At 61.0% G+C, this 20,277-nt stretch carries 12 protein-coding genes and 1 tRNA gene; 6 read left to right on the top strand and 7 right to left on the bottom strand.

Features of this window, described 5'->3' with window-relative positions:
- Both ACRQHG_RS05855 and ACRQHG_RS05850 read right to left on the bottom strand, forming a co-directional pair.
- Window positions 1-2,119, bottom strand: a 2,119-nt coding sequence (locus ACRQHG_RS05855; RefSeq protein WP_435719753.1) for a thrombospondin type 3 repeat-containing protein, incomplete at its 3' end; no start/stop codon positions are given.
- 798 nt (window positions 2,120-2,917) lie between these two features.
- Complete coding sequence (locus ACRQHG_RS05850) at window positions 2,918-3,802, bottom strand: LysR family transcriptional regulator (RefSeq protein WP_435719751.1); 885 nt, start codon at window positions 3,800-3,802, stop codon at window positions 2,918-2,920.
- Between the two features lie 186 nt (window positions 3,803-3,988).
- On the opposite strand from ACRQHG_RS05850, the gene ACRQHG_RS05845 reads away from it, so the two are divergent.
- A tRNA-Met gene (locus ACRQHG_RS05845) sits at window positions 3,989-4,062 on the top strand.
- Between the two features lie 131 nt (window positions 4,063-4,193).
- On the opposite strand, the gene ACRQHG_RS05840 is transcribed toward ACRQHG_RS05845, so the two are convergent.
- From ACRQHG_RS05840 to ACRQHG_RS05830, 3 genes are all read right to left on the bottom strand, one after another.
- On the bottom strand, window positions 4,194-5,591 hold the full coding sequence (locus tag ACRQHG_RS05840; RefSeq protein WP_435719750.1) for a Na+/H+ antiporter family protein: 1,398 nt from the start codon (window positions 5,589-5,591) through the stop codon (window positions 4,194-4,196).
- Between the two features lie 334 nt (window positions 5,592-5,925).
- Window positions 5,926-8,997, bottom strand: coding sequence for a UPF0182 family membrane protein (locus ACRQHG_RS05835; protein WP_126134894.1), 3,072 nt, complete (start codon window positions 8,995-8,997; stop codon window positions 5,926-5,928).
- Between the two features lie 136 nt (window positions 8,998-9,133).
- Window positions 9,134-10,291, bottom strand: coding sequence for a YlbL family protein (locus tag ACRQHG_RS05830; RefSeq protein ID WP_126134893.1), 1,158 nt, complete (start codon window positions 10,289-10,291; stop codon window positions 9,134-9,136).
- A gap of 239 nt (window positions 10,292-10,530) precedes the next feature.
- Here ACRQHG_RS05830 and ACRQHG_RS05825 point away from each other — a divergent pair, with 239 nt between their 5' ends.
- On the top strand, window positions 10,531-12,099 hold the full coding sequence (locus ACRQHG_RS05825; protein WP_126134892.1) for a zinc-dependent metalloprotease: 1,569 nt from the start codon (window positions 10,531-10,533) through the stop codon (window positions 12,097-12,099).
- Window positions 12,100-12,278: 179 nt separating this feature from the next.
- Window positions 12,279-13,337: a hypothetical protein gene (locus tag ACRQHG_RS05820; protein ID WP_126134891.1), complete on the top strand. Its 1,059-nt coding sequence runs from the start codon at window positions 12,279-12,281 to the stop codon at window positions 13,335-13,337.
- A gap of 26 nt (window positions 13,338-13,363) precedes the next feature.
- Here the strand turns inward: ACRQHG_RS05820 and ACRQHG_RS05815 are convergent, their stop codons facing one another.
- Window positions 13,364-15,358 carry an ATP-dependent helicase gene (locus tag ACRQHG_RS05815; RefSeq protein WP_126134890.1) on the bottom strand — a complete coding sequence of 665 codons (1,995 nt, stop codon included), beginning with the start codon at window positions 15,356-15,358 and terminating at the stop codon, window positions 13,364-13,366.
- A 104-nt stretch (window positions 15,359-15,462) separates the two neighbouring features.
- Between ACRQHG_RS05815 and ACRQHG_RS05810 the strand changes: the two genes are divergently transcribed.
- The gene (locus ACRQHG_RS05810; protein ID WP_016441700.1) at window positions 15,463-15,720 is read left to right on the top strand and encodes a mycoredoxin; all 258 of its coding nucleotides are present in this window, start codon (window positions 15,463-15,465) and stop codon (window positions 15,718-15,720) included.
- A gap of 20 nt (window positions 15,721-15,740) precedes the next feature.
- Here ACRQHG_RS05810 and nudC read toward each other — a convergent pair whose 3' ends face one another.
- Window positions 15,741-16,766 (bottom strand): NAD(+) diphosphatase, encoded by a 1,026-nt coding sequence (nudC, locus tag ACRQHG_RS05805; protein WP_435719747.1) that lies wholly within the window; start codon window positions 16,764-16,766, stop codon window positions 15,741-15,743.
- 46 nt (window positions 16,767-16,812) lie between these two features.
- On the opposite strand from nudC, the gene glgX reads away from it, so the two are divergent.
- Complete coding sequence (gene glgX, locus ACRQHG_RS05800) at window positions 16,813-19,047, top strand: glycogen debranching protein GlgX (protein ID WP_435719746.1); 2,235 nt, start codon at window positions 16,813-16,815, stop codon at window positions 19,045-19,047.
- Between the two features lie 89 nt (window positions 19,048-19,136).
- Entirely contained in the window at window positions 19,137-20,237 is a 1,101-nt protein-coding gene (gene trpS, locus ACRQHG_RS05795; RefSeq protein WP_126134888.1) for a tryptophan--tRNA ligase, read from the top strand.
- The last annotated feature ends 40 nt before the right edge of the window (window positions 20,238-20,277 follow it).

The following is a 20,277-nucleotide window of genomic DNA, read 5'->3' as shown; positions in this document are numbered from 1 at the left end:
CAGCGCCAGGCTTACCATCACCATCACCCCAAGCCGGGCAACCATTATTAGAAGCCGGACCAGCAACAGACGGGCACCGATCCAACGAATCAGGAACAGTATCACCATCAGTATCCGGATCAGTGACAGTCACCTTCGACGTATCAAACGTCTTATCACCATCCTTGATCGTGACAGTGATCTCGTCCTTATCCTTCGCGTCACCAGGAACCTTGACAACAACGTTGCCATCCTCACCAATCACGCAAGTAGCACCACCAGTCGCCTCACACGACGCAGAACCAGGAATCGGGCCATTAGCCGGATCCTTCTCAAGCGTCACATCAGCGCCAGGCTTACCATCACCATCACCCCAAGCCGGGCAACCATTATTAGAAGCCGGACCAGCAACAGACGGGCACCGATCCTTCAGATCTGGAGTGCCATCGTTATCACCATCAGCATTGGGATCACGCACTGTGATCGGGGCAAGGATAACTTTTTCGTATGAATCGTTTTCTGAACCAATAGTTACCTTCACCGGAACAAGGTATTCACCGGGTTCAACAGCGTCACGAGTCGGAGTAAGGGTAATCGTTCCGTCACTATTAACACTAGCCCAGGGCTGAGAACCAACCTTCACCTTTGTTTGATCAACGCCGGCGAGAAGTTCTTTAGGAATTATATCTTCCTCCGTAAGAGCAGAATACTTTGCATCTTTCGGTTTTGTGCCATTTTCCTTATTCAAGGGCGCTTCAACAGTCTTCTGGGTATCAAGATCAACGATGGTCTTCTTGTACTCCGGTGTCACCTTAGCTGCGAAAGCATCCTTTGCTAGAGCGGCGTCTCGACTGCCCTCAGGGTAAATAGTTGCGGTATAGATCTGATCTGCATCTAGATCTTCTGGTACTTGAAGGTCACAAGTCTCGACCACACCCAAGTTCGAAGCAGTAGAGGTGCACGTCTTAATCTCGTTTCCGTTCGAATCGGTCCACACAATGTCATAGCCGCGATTCGCTTCGAAACCGGTAGCCTTCGTGGATGCTGTATCTCCCGGAGCGGCAGGTTTGTCGGTCTGGTTATATTTCTCAACCTCGAAATGCCTATTCTCCATACGCAAGGCGTAATTAACATTAATGATGTTATCCATAGCACCGTCAGTAGCTAGGGTTACATCATTAGTCATGCTTTGGAACATGTTGTCGCGGAGATTGTTCAGCGACCCACCAACGCCATTCGGGAGTACGGGAGCGACATACATATATTGGACATTAATGTGGCGACTGTGCCATTGTCCTTTCGTCCAGGCAGCATTTGGATCCCCTTCGGGAACGGGATCACCGTGCGTATGCTTCCCGATGCCATTGCTCCAGTAATTATTGCCCCACAGCCCCTGGAACTGCAGGTGGTACCATCCCGCGGAATCGGTAGTGTCGTAAACAGTCTCTGCGATAGCTGACTTTCCAGTTTCCGCCTCATAAGCTGCCATAATCTCGCGCTGCGCAGTCTTGAAGTCATCTCGGTTGTAACCGGGATTCTTCTCTTTCCACGCATCGAAACGGCGAGCCACTTCATCCTGGACGTAGGCTCCTACAACCTTCGTATTGGGAACGGCAATGTCTCCGTATCGATCTTCCAACCGGGGAACAGCATCAACGTCACCGAATGTACCACGCTGCTCGAACCAGACACGACCTTTTACATGACCACCGGCACCCGCACGGGTACTTTTCTTCCATTGATCCTCGGGGTGGAACATTTGATCATATTCGGGCCGTTCCTGGAACGCAATATTGAACCCTTCGACTACCCGTACACCAACCGTGCCATTCCAGGTTCCGCGGTAGCGGTCTCCCTGACCACCAAAAGTGGAATCTCCTTCCACGAACGCGGTGGTGTATTTTGACTCGTCAGGATTCTCCGCCCATACGCGCAAAGTTTGACCTGCGGTAGCCTCCCACGTATGCACGGTGCCGAAAGCGTCGGTCCACTCAGGAATGTTAATGGCATACTTGCCATCAGCTTCCGAGCGCGTCCAATAAACGGGGGAAACGGCGCCCTTTTTCTTCTTATTGTTATAGTCGGTCCACTGTGCGTAAACCTTCACTCCGGGAAGAGCCTTGTCTTCAGGAGTATTCATGTAGGTTCGACTTTTACTTCTGTCTTGGAATACCCAACCCCTAATGGTGTTGGGCTTACCCGTTTGTCCAACCGACTGGATCTCAGTGTAAGCATGTGCGGAAGGCGCACTATATGTGGGGGTGAGAGTCAAACACAACGCTGCGGCTGTGAGACCGGCCCACAGTTTCTTGCGGAGAGTACCCCCCCCCCCGCGTTCGCGTGCCAGCCGGAGTGAAAATGCCGGGTGCCGATTTAGGCGCCCCCGTGTAGTGAGACATCTTTTCTCCATTGGTAGATAATCGGATGACTTGCGGGTGCGCATATCGCCACTTAGGTGAATTTTGTGAAAGAGATGCGCCTGAGCATCACCAAAACACAATAAGTAACGCGCCACACCAGCTAAATCATTCAGAATCGTAACATAACTATAAATTGCAATTTCGCGATTTAATGACATTTTATTAATCGGACGATTACGACTCTGACCTGGAACTTCACACGCCCACACCATCCAAAGAGGAGGACTTTCTACCCATTTAGCACGGTTTTCCAAGAAACTCCCCGGCAAACTGTGAAGTAAATAACTAGTGATCGGCTACACTTCACCGAGTTAGCGCACCGTTGCACCAGACTTCGTTCATCCGATAAAAATGCTAGAGCTATTTGTACTATTAATATTTATTCCATTAAAAGCTGGAATGATTCTTAATTTCCAGGACGCCCCACCGTTTCAGGATGCTAGAACCATATTTACGCCACGCGCTGCGCAATGGAACTGGCCTGAATGAAGCTCTCGGCAGTAATGACGCCCACCAAGTCACCGGATCGCCTGTGCGCAGACACCTCGAACCTCTTCCAGGAATGCTAGTTCCACTCGTGTGAGCGCACGGCTCGGATCCCACACAAGACTCGTGGAGGAGTGCGTGGATGGCACTAACGGAACGAACACCAGACCGAGAGGTGAGCACCTACCCGCAGAACAATCATTGATAATCGCATAGCCAACCCCGGCATCAACCAATTGTGGCGCGTGGTAGACCACGTCATAAATAACCCGGCACTGATCACTGTGCTCATCCAGCCACCGAGCCAACTGGCGATGACCCACGCTATCATCCGGGCAAATGAGCGGAAGGCCTTCAAGGTCCTCCACATTCACACCTTTCTTAGCCGCAAGAGAAGACGCAGCGGGAACCAAAATTCCCCACCGGTCCCGCGTTGGCAAGGGAAGCCTCTCGTATCCCGCTAGATCCCAGGAATCCGGAACGATAGCGAAAGAAAGCGCATTGCTCGCGAGCCTTTCTAGAATGGTTTCCCTGCGTATCCGACGCAGCGTAACACCGACTCCAGGATGCTTATCCCGCACACATTTAATTGCCCGAGCAACATCGACGACAGCGGCGCCCTCAACAGTGCCTATAACCACATGCCCGCCAATATCACCGTGCAACATACTGAACTCTTCGACCGTGCGCCGCGACAAGCTGAGAATCTCCCGGGCCCTTCCGGCGAACAGTACACCTACAGGAGTAAGCCGAATTCCGCGCCCAGACCGGTCAAGAAGTTCTTGACCCAAAGTCTTTTCCAATTCGCGAATTTGCTTCGTGACCGATGGTTGACTGCAGTTCAGTTCAACCGCTGCTTCTTTAATCGACCCAACCCTTGCCACCACAACAAAGGCTTCTAGATGCTGCAGCTTCACCGCGCCCCCATAGCTATGTGCATATCTTGACTTTTCTTAGTTTACTTATACCACTCAATTTCGCGAAATTCACACTATAAAGCCTCTCGTCTCGAATAAATTTTCACCCCTAACACATACCCATACCAAGGAGATCAAGACCACACTTGCATTTGCCCCAGGAAGCCCGTATAGTAGAACAGTCGCCGCGGGGTGGAGCAGTTCGGTAGCTCGCCGGGCTCATAACCCGGAGGTCAGAGGTTCAAATCCTCTCCCCGCCACGAAATAGAGTGCCTGACCAGGTGAAATACCGGTCAGGCACTCTTGCCATATCCGCGCCGGGCCTATGCTAGCCCCGGAATTCCCACTCAAACCAAGTGAGAACCACTACCTGCTAGCCAACCCCGCTGCGCTACAGCACCAGCGAAGCAATCCAACCCGCGATGAGCAACGGAATATTGAAATGGATGAAGGTGGGGATCACCGAGTCGCGGATATGGTCATGTTGGCCATCGGCATTGAGCCCCGCCGTCGGCCCTAAAGTAGAGTCCGAAGCGGGTGAACCGGCATCGCCCAGCGCGCCCGCCGTGCCAATAATCGATACGGTGGCCAGCGGGGAGAATCCTAGCGTGACGCACAGGGGCACGTATATCGCCGCGATAATCGGCAGCGTGGAGAACGACGATCCAATCCCCATCGTCACCAGCAGTCCCACAAGCAGCATGGCGAGCGAGGCCATCGCCTTATTACTCCCGAACATCGCCGCGGTGGCGTTCACAAGTGGTTCGATCTGCCCGCTCTCACTCATCACGTTCGCGAAGCCCTGGGCGCTGATCATGATGAAGCCAATGAGGGCCATCATTTTCATGCCGCCGGTGAAGACGTCGTCGGCCTCGTGCAGCTTGATGGCGCGCGAGAAAATGAAAACGCACAGCCCCACCAGCGCGCCAACCAGCAGCGCATCAGCGTCCGAATCCACCGCGTTGAGGACCAGCTGGATCCCGAAGCACACCAGAATCGCCACGAGCGAGATAACAATGCGGTAGCGAGAAACAGCCGGAGCCGCGCCCGCCGCGCCCGCCGCACCGGCATCGCCGCCCGTGTTCGCGCCCCCGGCCGCGCCGGTATCCACCGCCACATCCCGATACTCACGCGGCTTGCGGTAGGTAACAAAGACGGCGAGCAGCAGCCCAACCACCATCCCCGCCGCCGGAATCGCCATGGCACTCATTACGTTGATGCCGCTCACATCCATACCGGCCTTCGCGATATTCCCCAGCAGGATATCCGTGAGGAAGATTTTCCCGAAGCCGATGGGGAGGAACATGTACGTGGTCACCAATCCGAAGGTGAGCGCGCAGGCCACCGCGCGCCGATCCAGGCGCAGGTTATTCATGACCACCAGGAGCGGTGGGATAAGCAGCGGAATAAAAGCAATATGCACCGGGATAAGGTTCTGGCTCATCACCGCCATCGCGCAAATCCCCGCCAGCATGGCCCAGCGGGTGAAGGCACGCTTACGAGCACCCGTCCCGTCAGAGCTGCGCAGATGGCCAAGCATCCACTGTGCCAGCAGATTCGGAAGCCCCGAATGGGCCACCGCCATCGCGAAAGCACCGAGCAGCGCGTAGGAGAGCGCGATTTTCGCCCCGGCACCCAGGCCTTCCTGGAAGGCCACCATGGTCCCCTCCAGGCCCATCCCGCTGAGTAAACCACCGGCGAGCGCGCCGATAAACAGAGCCAGTACCACGTGAACACGAAGTACCGCGAGGAGGAGCATCAAACAAACAGCCACCACAACAGCATTCATAAAACTGAATATACCCAGAGCGGCGCACCCGCCGAATAAGTATCCATAAATGCGCAGCTTTTCTACTAATTCTTGCACTAGCGGTCGCGTGAAGCCGCGGCTACGCCGTATGTTTATCGACGACGCCGCGCAGCATTCGCCCAGCTCAACCTATGAATAAACACTCGGGTATTTGCCCTACCACCGCCTCCCGCTCTCGGCGCTAAAGAGGGCTCCCGGTGCTAGAGAGCCGGTAGATCGTAGAGAGGCTAAAGACACCAGAGACGCCGGTGGCGGCCACCCGCGAACGGGTGGCCGCCACTAAGTCGGCTGCTAGCCAGGTTGCTATCTCAGCTTACCGAGCGCCTTCTAGCTCCTTCTGGGCTGCGATGGCCTGGTCGAGCGCTGTCTGCAGGTTCTTCTGAGCCTGACCGTAGGCCGCCCAGTCACCGCTCTTCATCGCGCTATCGGCCTGGCCCACCGCCTGCTTCATGCTCTGCAGCGCGGCATCCAAACGCTCCTGCGGGGTGCCACCCGCGGCCGGGGCCGGGGCGGGCGCCGGCGCTCCCGGCGCAGCGCTGGGCTGTTGGGGCGCGGGCTGGGTAGGCGTCGTCGTACCGGGAGTGGGTGTGGCACCGGGCGTGCCACCCGCCGCGGGTGCCTTGCCCTCGCCAGCGGAAATATCTTCCTTGACGTTCTGCAATCCGGCGTCACCCGCCTGGGCGCCCGAATCACCTCCGAAGGTCTGGTTGAGAGCCTCTTCCAGGGTGGGCGCGAAGCCGATATTCCCATCACCGAAAGCCGTGAGCACGTACTGCATGAGCGGGTAGGTAGTGCCCTGCGAAGCCTGCACGTAGACCGGCTGCACATAGAGCATGCCGCCACCCACCGGGAGCGTGAGCAGGTTACCCATCCGCACCGTGGTACCGCCCGAACGCAGCAGGTTGAGCGCGCGGGAAACATTCTGGTCGGAAAGGAAGTTATTCTGCGCCTGGCCCGGGCCGGGAACCGTGAGGTCGCGCGGCAGCTCGAGGAGCCGCAGCTTGCCGTAGCCCTCGCGCTTCTCCCCCGGCGTGGATCCCGCGTTGGAATCCACCGCGAAGAAACCGGTCATGATATTACGGTCTGTCTGCCCACCCGGGATATAGCCCGTGGATAGGGAGAATTCCGCTGAATCCTGGCCCGGCATTTGCAGCGTCAGGTAGTAGGGCGGCTGCTTGCTATCGGTTTGGGCCGCCGCAATACCGCCCGTACTCGCGGTATCCACCGCCGGTTCGTTCGGAACATTCCAGAAGTCACCACCGGAGTAGAAGGAGGCCGGGTCCTTCACGTGGTAGCGGGTGAGCAGCGAACGCTGCGTCTTGAACAGATCCTCCGGGTAGCGCACATGCGCCATGAGATCCCCGGACATCTTGTCCATCGGCTGCACCATGCCCGGGAAGATGGATTCCCAAGCCCGCAGGATCGGGTCCTTCTCATCCCACTTGTACAGCGATACCGAACCGTCGTAGGCATCCACAACCGTCTTGACGGAATTGCGGATGTAATTGACATCTTGGCCGGAGGCCGCCCCGTACATACCACGCGAGTTGAGGGCGTCCGTGGTGGCCGCCGCCAGGGATTCGCGCGCCGAATACGGGTAGTTATTCGAGGTGGTGTACCCGTCGATAATCCACACGAGGCGCTTGGGGGTGGCCGGATCTCCGTCCATATCCACCACGGCCGGGTAGGCCTTGGAATCGAGCGTGAGGTAGGGAGCCACCAGGCGCACCCGCTCGTGCGGGTCGCGATTGAAGAGGATCTGCGATTCGGAAGTCACGCGATCAGAGAAGAAAATATCCGTGGAGCGGAACTTGATGGCAAACATGAGCTTGTCAAAGAAGTTCCCCACCGAAGGTCCGCCGTCGCCCGTATAGGTATTGAGGACCTGCGATCCTTCCGCAGCATCGGAGGGATAGTCAATTTCCCAGGGCGCGGTGCCTTCCGGCGCACCCACAATGGAGTATTCGGGGCTGTTTTGCCCGAAGTACACGCGCGGTTCGTATTCGCCCAGCTCACCCTGGGAGGGGATGCCGTACTGGAGGAATTGCGGGGCGCCGGAGGCGGAGGTGGTATTGCCGTAGGCGGCCACCACGCCGTAACCGTGGGTGTAAACCGTGTGGTCATTCACCCAGTTGCGCTGGTCCGGGCCCAGGCCGTCCAGGTTGAGTTCACGCACCGCGATAACGGTATCCCGATCCGTCTTATTGAGGTTGTAACGATCCACCGCCAGCTGCGAGGCAAAGCCGTAGTACTGGCGATTCTGCTGCATCTGGTTGAAGGTGGGCGACACGATATTCGGGTCGAGGAGGCGGATCTGCGCCGTCGATTCAGCGTCATTACGCAGCTGCCCGGCTTCCGCATCGGTGCGGGCGTTATAGGGAATGGTCTCCACATTATCCAGGCCGTAAGCCTTGAGAGTGGCCGAAATATTGCGGTCAATATACGGCGTTTCCATCTCGATGGCGTTCGGGGTAACGCGGAAGCGTTCCACCAGTGCCGGCCAGGCCCACCCGACCGTGGCCCCGGTGACCAGGGCCACCACCAGCCCGGCGGTAATAATCCGCCAGGAACCGCGCAGCGCCGAAATGACGAAGAGCACCGCGATGGCCAGGAAGGTGATGGCGAGGATCGTGAGCCCGGGCAGCTTGGCGTTAATATCCGTGTAAGAAGCCCCGGAGAAACGATCATTATTGGACAGCAGCAGGGTGTAGCGGCTCAGCCAGAAGTAGGCGGCCACCAGGATGAAGGCGAGCAGCCCCAGCACGGAGAAATGCACCCGGGCCCGGTTGCGCACCCGCACCTTGCCCGAATCCACCGTGACCCCGCCGTAGAGATAGTGGCCCAGCACCGCGCCGATCGCGCCGATCACCAGCAGGGTGATGGCGAAGCTGAGCGCCGATTGCAGCACCGGGAGCGTGAAGACGTAGAAAGCCACATCGCGCCCGAATTGCGGATCCGTATCCCCGAAGGGCGTGCGGAAAATCCACATGAGGTAGGTGCGCCATTCACCCGCCAGCGGTGCGCCGAAAATCAGACCGGCGAGCAGCGGGAGGCCCAGGTTGGTGGCCCAGCGGTACTTTTCCGCCGCTTTCCGGTAGTTGGCAACACTGGGGGCCTGGATCCCTTCATCTTTCGTGCGCGCGAGGCGGAAATTCAGCCACAGCACGAAGGCAACCAGGAGGGTGCCGATGGTGCCCAGCGCGATGGTCCAGCCCCACTGGGTCCAGAACACGCGGGCCGCGCCGATTTGTTCGTACCATTTAACGTCGGTGTAAACGCCCGATCCGACGACGAGCGCCACGAGGAGAATGGCTAGAACACCCAGTGTCCACCAAAAAGCTCCCGGCGTCTCCCGCCGCAAACGGGGATGTGCGGTTGTACTCAAACGAAATCCTCAACTTCTTCCGCGGCGCACGGGCGCCCGGCCATCACTATTCCCTATCAAACATAGCGGAAAAAGCTGAGAATCGCGCGTGTGGGAACGGTTTTTTGGTACGACGACGCCGCCCGCGAACACGCCCCTACCGGCCCGCAGCCAGATCCTGGCAGGTGGGGAGTGCCGGGGTGCGCCCCGCGCCGATGGCCCGGACGGCAGCTGCGGCGTCGTCAAAATTCCGCACCGCCCAGATACGTAAGCCTTCCGGTTCGTACCCGATTGTTTCCCCGCAATTCGCGGCCGGGGCGAGGAAATCGGTGGCGCCGCGGTCGCGCGCCCCCACGATTTTGTGCTGGATCCCGCCGATGGGGCCCACCTCCCCGTTGAAGGCGAGGGTGCCGGTGCCGGCAATAACGGCGCTGCCACCCAGGGAGCCGGGGGTGAGTTCGTCGTACATGCCCAAAGCGAACATGAGGCCGGCCGAGGGCCCGCCGATGCCTTCCACCGCGTAGGTGACGGTGGCCGGGAGCTGCACATCTTCCACCGCGAGGGAAACCCCCAGGAGGGAGCCGGGGTGGACCCAGCCGGTTTCATCCGCGGGGAAAGGCGCGGTAATAATCGTGGTGGTGCCGGATTCACCGCCGCGCTGGTAGGAAACCGTCACCGTGCTTCCCGGTTCGGTGGCGTACAGGACTTTCGACAGTTCCCCGAAAGTGGAGACGGTGGTGGGTGCGGTGCCCGGGGCGGCAATGCCGGTAATAATATCGTCTGTTTCGAGCTGACCGGCCGCCGGAGAGCCTTCCGGAATCTCCACCACCCGCAGTTTCATGGTGACCTGATGGCCGGCCTTTTCCAGGGCAACTCCGGCCGCGACGGTTTGGGAATTATTCATCAGTTCGGCGTTGCGGGCATCGTCTTCCGCGCTGGAAAGCGTGGGCGGATAAAGCAGGCGCACCGGCAGTAGCTGGGATTCCTGGTCAACTAGCGCCCAGAGTGCGTGTGCACCCAGGGTTCCCGCCTCGGGGTTGCCCGCCGCGGATACCGTGGTCATATAGAGCTGGGTATCGGTGGGATAGGTGGGCACGCCCTCCACGTTCACCAGCCGAGTACCGGCCACTTCTCCGGTCACGTCAAGGGCCGGGCCGGCCATTTCCACCGTGTAGGCACCCGGGAGCAGGAGGGCGAGGACCGCCAGGCTCGCAAAAATAAAGCCGCTGCGGCGCGCGGGATGGGCACTGCGGCGCGCGGCCCGAGAATTGCGGCGCGCGGAACGGGGACTACCTGCCTGACCACGTTTTTTCATCACCTCTCCATCATGCCTGATCGCGCGGCTCAGTCCTACCGCTGCTCACGTGTCCCGCTGCTCACCTATCCCGCCGCTCACCTATCCCGCTGCTCACCTATCCCGCCGCTCACGACAGCGCGCCGCTCACGACAACGTGCCGGTACCGCGCGGGCCCCGGCTCCTGCGCCAGGGGCGGAGGCACCTACCCGCGCGGGCCCGCGGTGTTTTAGGCTTAGTGGTGGACCTCGAGGAGAAGAATGACTGAGAATTCACAGCCGCGTGACGAATGGGAAAAGATGCTGCGGGCAGTCCTTGGCGATGAGGCGGCCGAGGAAATCCTGCGGTCCCTCGCCCCCGGCGGCGATGCAACATCCGGGAACGGCACTGGCACCGGCACGAGCAGCGGAGCGTTCCCCGGGCTTCCCGGGATCGGCGGCGCGGCCGGCGCGGGCCTGCCGGCTGATATCGGGCTGGTGATGAATCAGATCCGCGCCATGCTCGGTTCCTCGGGTGAGGGGCCGGTCAATTGGAAAATCGGGGAGCAGGTCGCCCGGGATACCGTGAATAAATCCGGGCCGGGGCTTCCCACCGCCGCAGCGGGTGATCAGGCTCGCTCCGCGATGGACGTGGCAAGTTTGTGGCTTGACCCGGTCACGGTTTTCGATCCGCCGCGCGGCCCGAACCAGGTGTGGTCGCGCCTGGACTGGATCGCTCATTCTCTTCCGACTTTCCGGAAACTCACCGCTCCGGTAGGTGCGAACCTCGCGCGGGCTTTCGGTGAAGCTCTCAGCGCGCAGCTCGAACGCGCCCCGGAGGAGATGCGCCAGATGCTATCGGGCGGGATGCTCGGGGGGATTCCCGGCGGGCTGGAGGGGATGCTCTCCGGAATGACGGCGTCGTTACTGGGAATGCAATACGGCCAAGGGCTCGCGGAACTCGCCCACATTTCCTTCGGCACCGCGGACGCCGGTTTCCCGCTGGTGGAGGGCGAAACGGCCGCGCTGGTGCCGGCTAATATTTCGGAATTCGCCGCGGGATTGGATGTGGATGCGCGTGAAGTTGAGCTCTACGTGGCGGTGCGCGAACAGGCCGCGGCCCGGCTCTTCTCCCAGGTACCGTGGTTGCGCAGCACGATTCTTGACGCCGTGGCCGCCTACGCCGCCGATATCGCCATCGATACCGACGCCATCGAGGAGAAGGTCCGCGAGCTCCAGCTCGATCCCGAACAGCTCATGTCCGGGCAGATGCCGGAGCTGGACATGAATGAGGTTTTCGCTTTCACCCGCACCCCCACCCAGCAGGCCACGCTTGAGCGCCTCGAGCATATTGTTTCGCTGGTGGCGGGCTGGGTCAGCGCTGTCACGAGCACCGCGGTGGCGGCCCAGCTTCCCCACAGTATGAAGCTGTCGGAGGCTCTCACGCGCCGCGAGGTAACCGAAGCGCCGTCGAACCGCGTTTTCGGCCCCCTTGTTGGTTTCGATATCGCGCCGCGGCGTTTGCGTGAAGCGGCAGCCTTCTGGGCGCGCGCCGCCCGGGAACGCGGCATGGAGGGGCGCGACGCGCTCTGGAAGCACCCCGATTTGCTGCCGCTCCCCGAACACCTCGACGATCCGGACCGTTTCTTCTCCCCCGCGGAACAACCCTCCGCGCTGGATGAAGAGCTGGATGCTTTCCTCGCGGAGCTTCTGAGCAATAGTGATGGGGGCACGCCTTTCGGCAACGCGCCGCACGAACCGGGTTTCGGTACGACGACGCCGCACCAGGCCACCGGGGACTCGAACACGACCGATACGTCCGGACCCGAAGGACCCGAGCACCCCGAGTGACCTGAAGGACCTACGCACCCCGAGTGACCCGCGGGACCCGGAAGACCCGAGTGACCTGAAGAACCCGCTGTGGATAACTAAGGCAGGTCTGGGGATAATACCCGTGCCTGTGGATGGGCTTTCGCGCTGGTGCGATGCGCTTTTTATGCTGAGGCCATGGTGTTTATCAAGGTGGTCTCATGATGATTCGCTCGCCGCTGGGAGTGTACTGGTCAGATACGCATGAAGTGCAGATAGGTCTTGATCCGCGCGTCGCACTGCGGCTAACGGGGCTTTCTGTGGCGGAACAGCAGGTAGTTTCCTCCTTAGCTTCCGTCGGTACGGAAAGCGAATTCTTCGATGCGTGTAAGCGGCGCGCGGTGAGCAAGGAGCGGGCACGCTCGCTTCTGGGCACGCTGCGGGATTCCGACTTGCTTGAAACTTCCCCGCCGGGTTCCCCCGACCTGGCCTGGCGCACAGTTTTCGTTGAGCGTTTGGATGCCCTGGCGGTAGAGATCTGCACGGTTCTTGCTGCCGGTGGCCTGGGCTATATTCTCACCTCGGATACCAGCAGACCCCACGGCACTGACCACCCGATTTTCCGGCGGCCAAGCTGGCGTACATTCGCGCGGCACCAGGCACTGCAGAGTTATTTTCGCGAGCGCGGCTGGGGAACTACGGTCATCGAGGTTGCTGCGGAGGCCCATCGGGTTACGCCGCTGGGAATAGAACGGGCCGCGAAGCAAGCGAAGCACGCGAACCAGGCGGCGGCCACCGGGCGCGGAAATCGCGTGGCCGCCCAACCGGCCGGGGCGGCCTTGGAATGGGGCCGTCCCGATCTCGCGCTGGTGACCTCTTTGCAGCTACCTGATCCGCTGCGGTGTTCCCCGTGGGAAACGCAGCGCATTCCTTATCTGCTGGCCTATATCGAGGATATTGATATTCGGGTGGGCCCGGTGGTGGTTCCGGGGAGTGGGCCGTGTGCTCGGTGTTTGCTTTTCGCGGCGATGGATGCGGATCCTGCCTGGCGCTATCTGGCTCCCCAGGTATTTAGCACCCGCGGGAATGCTCCCTTCACTCCCGGGGTACCCCTCGCGGCAGCGCTCGCGGTGCACGGCGCGCTTGTAGCCCTGGGTGGGCAAGCGGACTATGCTCGGGGAACCCAGTGGGTGGTGCCGCCGCTGCCCGGATTCCCCTACCGGGTTGCGCTTTCCTCGCATGAGCGTTGCCCCTGTGAAGCAGGCCCCGCACCGGCCTAAGAATGCCCGGCCAGGAGCGCTTGCGCTCAGTGTTCGGCCAGCAGGGCGAGGATTTCCTCCCCGTAGATAGCGAGTTTTGTAGCTCCCACCCCCTTGATTTGGGCGAGGGCGTGGATGCTGCGCGGTTTTGCTATCGCGAGCGCCCGCAGCGTGGTGTCATGGAAAATTGTGTAGGCGGGTTTGCCGGTGGCCTGGGCGCGTTGGGCCCGCCAGGCTACGAGTTGCTCAAAGAGCGCCACATCTTCGGGGTAGTCAGCGGCGAATTCTTCCGCAGCGGCCCGCGAGCGCCGCCGGTAGCGGGTGGCCCGCGAGGTTTCTTCCTCTTCTGATTGTGGCCACAGCCCGGTAAGGAAGCGGGAGACTTTCCGGCCCGAACGGTGCCCGGAGGAGGAGGCATAGGAAAGCTGTAAAAATTCTTGGGCCCGGGTGATTCCCACGTAGAGGAGGCGGCGTTCTTCTTCAATGGCCGCAGGTTTCTTCGCGAGGGAAATGGGCATGAGTCCTTCGCTCATCCCCACCAAGAAAACCGCTTCCCATTCCAAACCTTTAGCGGCGTGCAGGGAGGAAAGCGTAACGCCTTCCAATTCGGGAACGTTCTGGGTGGCGGCGCGTTCTTCCAGTTCCACCACGAAATCAGCCATGGAGGCAGCCCGGTTATCCTCCATATCCTCCGCGAGAGTGATGAGGGCGTGGAGGGCTTCCCATTTTTCCCGCGCGGAGCCGGCAGTGGCCGGCGCTTCATCCCGCCACCCCATCTGGCGCAGCACGGTGCGCACGTTATCCGCCAGCGGGCCATGCACCCCGGAGCGTGCCGCGGCGCGCATGGCCACCATGGCTTCGCGGACATCACGGCGCGAGAAGAACTTTTCTGCCCCGCGCACCTGGTAGGACACCCCCGCTTTGGACAGTGCTGCCTCAAATTCCGCCGATTGGGCATTGGTGCGGTACAGAATGGCTATCTCCGAGAGCGCGGTGCCTTCCGCGGCGAGCGCTTGGATCGCGCTCACAACTGCGGCGGCTTCCGCCCCCTCTGATTCGTATTCCCGGAAGGTAACCGGGCGCCCGGAGCGGCGCTGGGAGACCAGCTGCACCGCTCCTTCCGAAACATCATCGGCAATAACGGTATTCGCAGCCGCCACGATTTGCGGGGTGGAACGGTAATCACGGGTGAGTTCGATAACGCGAGCGCGCGGGTATTCCTGTTGGAAGCGGGCGAGGTAGGAGGAGGATGCGCCGGCGAAGGAGTAAATGGTCTGGGAAACATCCCCGACGACGCACAGATCCTTCCGGTCCCCCAGCCATAGCTGCAGCAGGCGGTGTTGGAGGGGGGAAACATCCTGGTATTCATCGACCACGAAGTGGCGGTATTGCTCGCGTATCTGGCGAGCGATATCCGCCCGATCCAGCAGGATCCCGACGAGGAGGAGGAGAACATCATCGAAATCGAGAACGCGGCGTTCGGTTTTCACTTCTTCGTAGGTTTTCGCCAGCCGCGCTATATCGCTACTGAGCTGGCCGGCGACTTCCCCGCGCCCGGCCGCCAGGGCGGCTTCCGGGTAGTTATCCGGGCTGATCATCGAGACTTTAGCCCATTCGATTTCCGCGGTGAGATCGCGGATGCTCACTTTATCGGTAGGTAGACCGATCTGGCCGGCAGCCTGGGAAACCAGCCCGAATTTCGATTCGGTGATCCGCGGGATGGTGCCCCCCACCGCGGTCCCCCAGAAGTAGGAGAGTTGGCGCAGCGCGGCAGCGTGGAATGTTTGGGCGGGTACAGCGCCCACCCCGAGATCCCGCAGGCGCGAACGTAATTCCCCGGCCGCGCGGGAGGTGAAGGTAACCGCCATGACGTTGTGCGGGGCATAAACCCCGCTGCGCACCCCGTAGGCGATCCGGTAGGTAATAGCCCGAGTTTTCCCGGTGCCCGCCCCGGCACGCACGCACACCGGACCGCGTAAAGCGGTAGCGACCGCGCGCTGATCCGGATCCAGAAATTCCAGCAATTCCTCGGGTGAGTCCATCGTGTTCCTCCTTGCCCTCTCAGGATGCCACACGCCCCCGACAGAAATTTTCCCCTCATCGAAACCCGTGGCGCGCCGAACATCTCGCACCTTAAGATCACTCCATGGCTGATTTCACAATGTATACAACGCCCTGGTGCGGCTACTGCCGCAACCTCTCCGCCCAGCTCAAGCGGGCCGGTATCACCTGGAACGCGGTGAATATTGAAGAAGATGAGGCCGCGGCCACCAAGGTTGCGGCTCTCAACGGCGGCAATAAAGTGGTGCCCACCCTTGAGTTCGCCGACGGCGCCACCCTGACAAATCCGAGCTTGAAAGAAGTGCAGGCGAAACTCGCTGAACTAGCCTCCCCCGGGAACTAAAGCGGCACTCGGGCTAATTATTACCAGCCCAAATAGGGCCGAATTTCGGGTCCGTACCACTCGGTGATGAGAGCCGCGGCCACCGAGGAAGGTCCGGGCAGGGTGAGGCTGCCCTCGCGCAGGGCCGCATCTAATTGTGCGGCGCTGTAGAAGGCGGCATGGTCGATTTCTTCCCCGTCCACGCGCACCAGGGCATCCGCCCCGCCCGCCCGGGCTTCCGCCTCCGGCTCCACCCGCGCCACGTAGGCGATCATGAGGGAACGCGGGAAGGGCCAGGGCTGGCTGGCGAAGTAGCTTATCTCGCCCAGCGGAACCCCTACTTCTTCGCGCACCTCGCGGCGCACCGCCGCTTCCAGCGACTCCCCCGCCTCGGCAAAACCCGCGAGTACGGAGTGCCGCCCAGCGGGCCAGCGCGCGTTATGCGCCAGCAAAATACGATCATTCGAATCAAGCACCGCCATAATGACGGCCGGGTCGGTGCGTGGAAAGACCACGTGGCCTTCCGGGCACTGCCCGCTCCAGCCGCTGCTATCCACGGTGATGCGCTGGCCGCATACCGCACACCAGCGGGTGGCACGCCAGGTATTGAGGATCGCTACCGCCGCGGTCACCAGTGCCGACATATCCGCGCTCCAGGACGGTGCGTAATTTTGCAGCGAGCCAATCCGGTAGCCCGGAGCATCCACTTCCGGGTTATCACGGGTGGGCCCACCGCCGATAACGGTGGTGAGATCGCACGCAAAATAGGGGCGCCCCGCAACTTTCCCCAGGTAAACAGTTGGTGAATCCGCGGTGGCGCGCGGGAGCTCACCGCGGCTCAAGAGGAGGGGTGCACCGTCATTATCCAGGACAGCACCCCACCCCGAAATAAGCAGATATCCCGCATTTTCCGCCAATTCCGCCAGGCGTTGCGGGTCGTTTCGGGAAAGTTCATCCCGGTCCAGATTCCCGCGCGCCAAGATTAAATCGCCGTCGTACCCCACCATCGTGCCCCTTCCGGAACCGGCCGCGTGCCGGTCGCCCTTCCACCAAAATTCTAATATCACTCTTCTGGATTCTTGCCGAACGCCGATATTTTGCGACAATACGAAGGTGACTTCATTACCGGCTACTTCCCCGACCGCATCCCGGTACGTGGCGCGCGCCTCCGAGCGTGCTCTGCCCGTCCGGTTGCGGCCCGTGCGTCTGGGGGCGCACCTCACCGATACCGGGGCGGATTTCGCCGTCCTGGCTCCGCACGCGACCGCGGTTGACCTGTGCCTTATTGATCGCAGTGCCTCGGGTATCACCGAGCGTCGCTATTCCCTGCATCGGGACGCGAGTTTCACCACCTGGGTGGGGCACGTATCCGGGGTGCGTGCCGGTCAAGAATACGGCTACCGGGTACACGGCCCGTGGAATCCCGATACCGGGATGCGTTTTAACCCCGCGCAATTCCTTCTTGATCCCTACGCGCGGGCCATAACCGGCACCCCGCGCTTGGGACCCGAATTGTACGGGCACAAGGTGAATGACGCTCTGGATCCCGTCCCGGTTCCGCCGCAGCGTGACGATACCGATTCCCTGGAGGCCATGTGCCGCGGCGTCGTGACCGCACCCACGGAAACGCATATCCGCCACCCGTATACGCCCTGGTCCCACACGGTTATCTACGAAACGCACGTGCGCGGACTGACCCAGCAGCTAGCTGCCCTCCCCGAAGAATTACGCGGGACCTACGCCGGCCTAGCGCACCCGATTGTCACCGATTATTTGCGTTCCCTGGGCGTGACAGCCGTGGAGCTACTGCCCATCCACGCGAAAATGTCAGAACCGTTCCTCACCGAACGCGATCTCACCAACTATTGGGGGTATTCCACCCTCTCCTATTTCGCTCCCGAGCCGAGCCTGGCCACCGCCACCGCGCGAGCCGCTGGCCCCCTGGCCGTGCTGCAAGAAGTACGCGATATGGTAGCGCGTCTCCACGATGCCGGCCTGGAAGTCATCCTCGACGTGGTTTATAACCACACTTGCGAAGGCGGGGTCAACGGACCCACCGTCTCGCTACGCGGCTTCGGGCAAACCACCTATTACATGCAGGTACCCAACCAGCCCGGCCAGTTTTATGACACCACGGGCACCGGGAATTCTCTGGATTTCCGGCGCACGCCCGTCCTCCAGCTCACCCTCGATTCGCTGCGCTACTGGGTGAGCGAGATCGGCGTGGACGGATTCCGTTTCGACCTGGCCGCCACCCTGGCACGCCGCGGCGATCATTTCGATACCAACCACCCCCTCTACCTGGCGATGGCCACCGACCCTATTCTTTCCAACGTCAAGCTCATTAACGAGCCGTGGGATCTGGGGCCGAACGGCTGGCAAACCGGTAATTTCTTGCCGCCCACCGCGGACTGGAATGACCGCTACCGCGATTCCATCCGGCAGTTCTGGGTGGCCGCTCAGCGCGCGGTTGCAGGCGGCGGCCTGGGCGGGGACCTGCGCGACGTGGCGACCCGCCTGGCCGGCAGCGCCGATCTTTTCGGGCACGGGCGTTCCCCCTCCGGGCGCGGGCCGCTTGCCTCCGTCAATTTCATTACCGCGCACGATGGTTTCAGCCTCTACGACCTGGTCTCCTACGATTCCAAGCACAACGAAGCCAACGGAGAAAACGGGCGGGACGGCACCGACAACAACCGCTCGTGGAACCACGGGGTGGAAGGGGAAGGCACCGATACCTCCCCGCTTCCCGAGGGCGTGCTCAAGGCACGCACCCGCACCATGCGCAACCTCATCGGCACGCTAGTTTTCAGCGCCGGGGTACCCATGCTCTACGGCGGCGACGAATTTGCCGATACGAAATTCGGGAATAACAACGCCTACTGCCAGGATAATCACGTGTCCTGGCTGGATTGGGACCGCGAGGAATGGCAGCGCGAGCTGCAGGCAACCGTGGCGTACCTCTTCCGGCTGCGTTCCGAACACCGGGTCTTGCGCCCGAGCATGTTCTACACCGAATCGCCCTCCGGGCGCGACCACATTCCCGATCTGCAGTGGTTTGCTGATACCGGCGAACCGATGCCCGAGCACCGGTGGTTCGATCCTTCGAATCGGTTGCTGCAAATGCTGCGTTCCGGTTCTGAGCGCGACGCCGATGCGCTCGTGGTCATCAACGGCTCAAATCACCACGTTCCTATCCGGTTCCCGCAGGGGCGCGGTAATCCCTTCGCGCTGGCCTGGGATTCTTCCTGGCCCACCCCGCGGTCTTCGGAGCGTATCTACCAGCCCGGGGCCTCCACCCGGGTGGAGCCGCTGACGATGCAGCTGTACTTCGCCAATCCGGAGCGGTAGCGGGCGAGCGGCGCCTACAATAGACAAGCAGAGCGTGCTCCCGGGGAATTCGGGGGTATGACCTGGGTGTATGACTGAAGGAGCAAGGTATGAGTGTCGAGGAATCCCTCGAACGGTCCACGTCCGCCGCGTCCCTGGCGCATGCGCAGCGCCTGAGTGAGAAAATCAAAGAGAAGATCAACACTTCTCCGGAGGAATTCCGGGTTCTCACCGGGGATCGCCCCACCGGGAATCTCCACCTGGGGCACTACTTCGGTTCCCTGCGCAACCGGGTGGAATTGCAGCGCAAAGGCGTGGAAACCTGGCTGGTTATCGCCGATTTTCAGGTCATTACGGATCGGGATGGCACCGGGCCTATCCGGGAACGGGTGCGTTCCCTGGCCACCGATTACCTCGCGGTGGGTATCGACCCGGATGCCGCGGTTATTTTCCCACATTCGGCTATTCCGGGCCTCAACGAACTCATGCTCCCCTTCCTTTCTTTGGTGACCGACGCCGAGCTGCGCCGCAATCCCACCGTCAAGGCGGAACACGAGGCAACGGGCGGGCGGCCCCTTTCCGGGCTGCTGCTCACCTACCCGGTTCACCAGGCCGCGGATATCCTTTTCTGCAAAGCTAATTTGGTGCCGGTGGGCAAGGATCAGCTCCCCCACCTCGAACAAGCACGCGTCATCGCTGATCGTTTCGAGGCGCGCTACGGCCGCCCGGCCGGGCGTGAAACCCCGGTGTTCCCGCGCCCGCAGGCCCTGCTTTCTGAGGGCACCTCTATTTTGGGCTTGGATGGCGCCAAGATGAGCAAATCGCGCGGCAACACCATCGAAATCGGTATGAGCGCGGATGAAACCGCCAAGCGCATCAAAAAAGCGGTCACGGATTCGGATCGGCATATTACCTACGATCCGGACAACCGCCCCGAAGTGGCAAATTTGCTGCTCCTGGCTTCGCTGGCGCAGGGGCGGCCCGCGGTGGAGATCGCGGAAGAAATTGGCGACGGCGGGGCCGGTACGCTCAAGAAGATCGTCACCGAAGCGATTAATGAGATGTTTGCGCCTATCCGGGCCAAGCGCGCCGAGCTGGCCAAGGATCCCGGCTACGTGGATGGGATTGTGCGCCGGGGCATTGAAATTGCCAACGAGCGCGCCAATAAGACGCTCGCGGAGGTGCGTGAAGCACTCCAGATGGTGTATTAGCGCGCGGGCCGGAAAGGTGCGCGGGCTAGCCTGGTCGCGG

It is taken from the genome of Actinotignum vesiculae (genome assembly GCF_051267215.1).
Classification (GTDB): domain Bacteria; phylum Actinomycetota; class Actinomycetes; order Actinomycetales; family Actinomycetaceae; genus Actinotignum; species Actinotignum schaalii.
This window is presented reverse-complemented; position numbering and strand designations above follow the sequence as displayed.